Here is a 2,332-nt window from a genome sequence, read left to right as displayed (position 1 = left end):
CCCGGGCGCTGAGCCCCCGGCGAGGACGGACCCGAAGGGCGCCCCGACCGCGCCCCGCGACCGCGAAGCCCTGGACGCCTGGCTCGCCGAGTCGACCGAGCTCATGCTCGACGCGATGCGCGAGGCCGGCCCGGACCGCGGCTGCTGGACCTGGTGGGGCCGCTCGCAGGCCCCGGAGACCAGCGGAGCCGTGGCCCGGCACCAGATCCAGGAGATCGCCGTCCACACCTACGACGCCCAGCTCACCCAGGGGGCCGCACAGCCGCTGCCGACGGACGTCGCGGTCGAGGGCGTCGACGAGTTCCTGACGACCGTCTCGGCGACGACCGTCCCCTGGCCGTTCAAGCCGGCGACCATCGACCTGCACACGACCGAGGGCCGCTCCTGGCGCCTGACCCTCAACGCCGACGGCGTCCGCTGCGACGACCTCGCCGCCGACGCGGAGCCGGGCGACATGGCGATGCGAGGCGCAGCGAGCGAACTGGTCCTCTACTTCTACGAGCGCGTCCCGCTCGACGGCCTGGAGACCACCGGCGACACCGAGCCGATGGAGCAGCTCGCAGACTGGGACCCGAACGCGTAAAACGCGCACTTGTGACGCATCTGTCGGTTGTGCGCGCGCTCCTGCGGGCGCCACTAGGCCCGGGGTTGCGGACATCGCGCGGCTGCGGGCAGGCTGCGGGCCTACTGTTCAAGGGCGAAAGGCGCACCTGCGGGCGGCTCGCGCTCGACTGGGGACAGTGCGCCGCGGGTGGCCGGGGGCGTTGTTCGCCCGGTCGGTCACCAGGTCGGCCCGGCGCGGCGACGGCCCACCCCGGCGTCAGGGCCTGATTCCCGCGTCCTCTTCGGCCGAGGCGGATGACAACCTGGCGCGCATCTCCGCTCGGCGTTGTTCCCGCCGCTGCTCCCAGTTCGGGTCGCATACCCGGCAGCAGCACGGCGGATCCCACAGCGCCACCTTCCGGCGATGCCCCTCCGCCGTCGCCGCCTTCCGCTCCTCGGTGAGTGGACAGCCCGCCCGTTCCAGGTAGGCGAGTGCGGCCCGCTCCCACGTTCCGTCTTCGTCGATGCCGGGGACTTTGCCCCATAGCTCCATCTCACCCAATAAGCCGTTGCAGCCCGAACAGAGCAGACCCCGAATGCACTTCCCGCACGTGTTGTGGTGGTCCGGGCAGCAGATGTGGTCGTGGTCGATGTAGAGGGGTATCGCGCCGGCCCCTCGCAGGTTTCCTCGCCCGCAGATGCCGCACACCCCGTCCTGGGTGCTACGGAGCTGCCGATACCGGTCCGCGGTGATCCGGTGTCTGCTGAGTGCCTTCGTCGGTAGGCCGAGGGCGCAAACCTGCCACGGATCGCGGTCCACGACGACCAGCGGCCAAGCCTGACCAGTGTTCCTCATTCGTCGTCAGACTTTGGAAGGAGAAGCTTGCAGAGCTGCCCGACCAGCATCATCGTCTCCGCTTCAGACGCGGCCTACACATCCTGCCGACACGCTGCTAGGTGCGATAACGCCATGGTCTTCCTCACTTCTCGCGCCGGCGACAATGATCCCGCCCACCGACAAGCTGATCCACCAGGTTGTTCGCCCCCCTGCTGGCGCAACTTCAACAACACCGCGAAGCCGAGGCTGGTCGGCCCGCGCTTGCCCACGATTAGCTCGCGCTCGTCGTCCAGCAGCGTCCAGTGCTCGACCAGCTCATCCAGATCCAACGCCCCGTCCATAGCCAGACATCATCACGGCGCGACCGACCGGAGCCCCGCTGCCGGTGGCCACCCGATCGAGAGTCAACTCAACGGCCAGGCCTTGCCCGGAGGCATGATCACCGCCGTTTGGATCTGGCGACACGCTTTTTACCAGCACCCCGAAGCCCTCCACGCGGGCGTGCACACCGCCTCCGGCAAATCGGCGGCGAGGAATTCGCCTTCGTGCGCGAGTGGGCAGGCGCCAGGGCGTAGTCGTCCTCCAGCCACGAGTTCCGAGCGGCCGCGGGGGAGGATGAACAATCCATGCCCGTCACGCAGCGTAGGGACCGGATCCCAAGCGGCCCTGGGGGCCCGCCATGGCTCAAGTAAATAAGAAGACCCATGAGATGGCTCAAGTTGTTTGAGAACGGCTCAGGAGGAATGAGAAGGGACACCTACGTCGGCGCCTGATCGAGGCCGCCCACGGGGAGTTCGATAATCTACATTATGTCAAGTTGACCGGTTGGAGCCCTCCTCCGGCGGTCCGGCGGCGCGGTGATTGCGAAGCCGCGATCCACCGCCGCGAGGAGGGCCCCAACCGCGTCCGCCGTCGCGCGCCCATCCGTCCAGCCGGCCGTGGAAACCGCAG

2 protein-coding genes are annotated in these 2,332 nt (G+C 68.9%); one reads left to right on the top strand and one right to left on the bottom strand.

Annotated features, from left to right (window positions below):
• Positions 1-583: maleylpyruvate isomerase N-terminal domain-containing protein (locus tag ONA70_RS35900; protein ID WP_265010922.1), on the top strand; the 583-nt coding region annotated here is incomplete at its 5' end.
• 237 nt (positions 584-820) lie between these two features.
• On the opposite strand, the gene ONA70_RS37100 is transcribed toward ONA70_RS35900, so the two are convergent.
• The gene (locus tag ONA70_RS37100; RefSeq protein ID WP_406601305.1) at positions 821-1,399 is read right to left on the bottom strand and encodes an endonuclease domain-containing protein; all 579 of its coding nucleotides are present in this window, start codon (positions 1,397-1,399) and stop codon (positions 821-823) included.
• Positions 1,400-2,332 lie beyond the last annotated feature (933 nt).

The organism is Micromonospora yasonensis, from assembly GCF_026013475.1.
Taxonomy (GTDB): Bacteria; Actinomycetota; Actinomycetes; order Mycobacteriales; family Micromonosporaceae; genus Micromonospora; species Micromonospora yasonensis.
The sequence above is the reverse complement of the archived record's forward strand: the minus strand, read 5'-3'. Positions and strand labels throughout refer to the sequence as shown.

Coding starts and splice junctions, on each gene's coding strand:
- ONA70_RS37100 (WP_406601305.1), bottom strand. CDS start 1,399: ATGAGGAACACTGGTCAGGCTTGGCCGCTGGTCGTCGTGGACCGCGAT.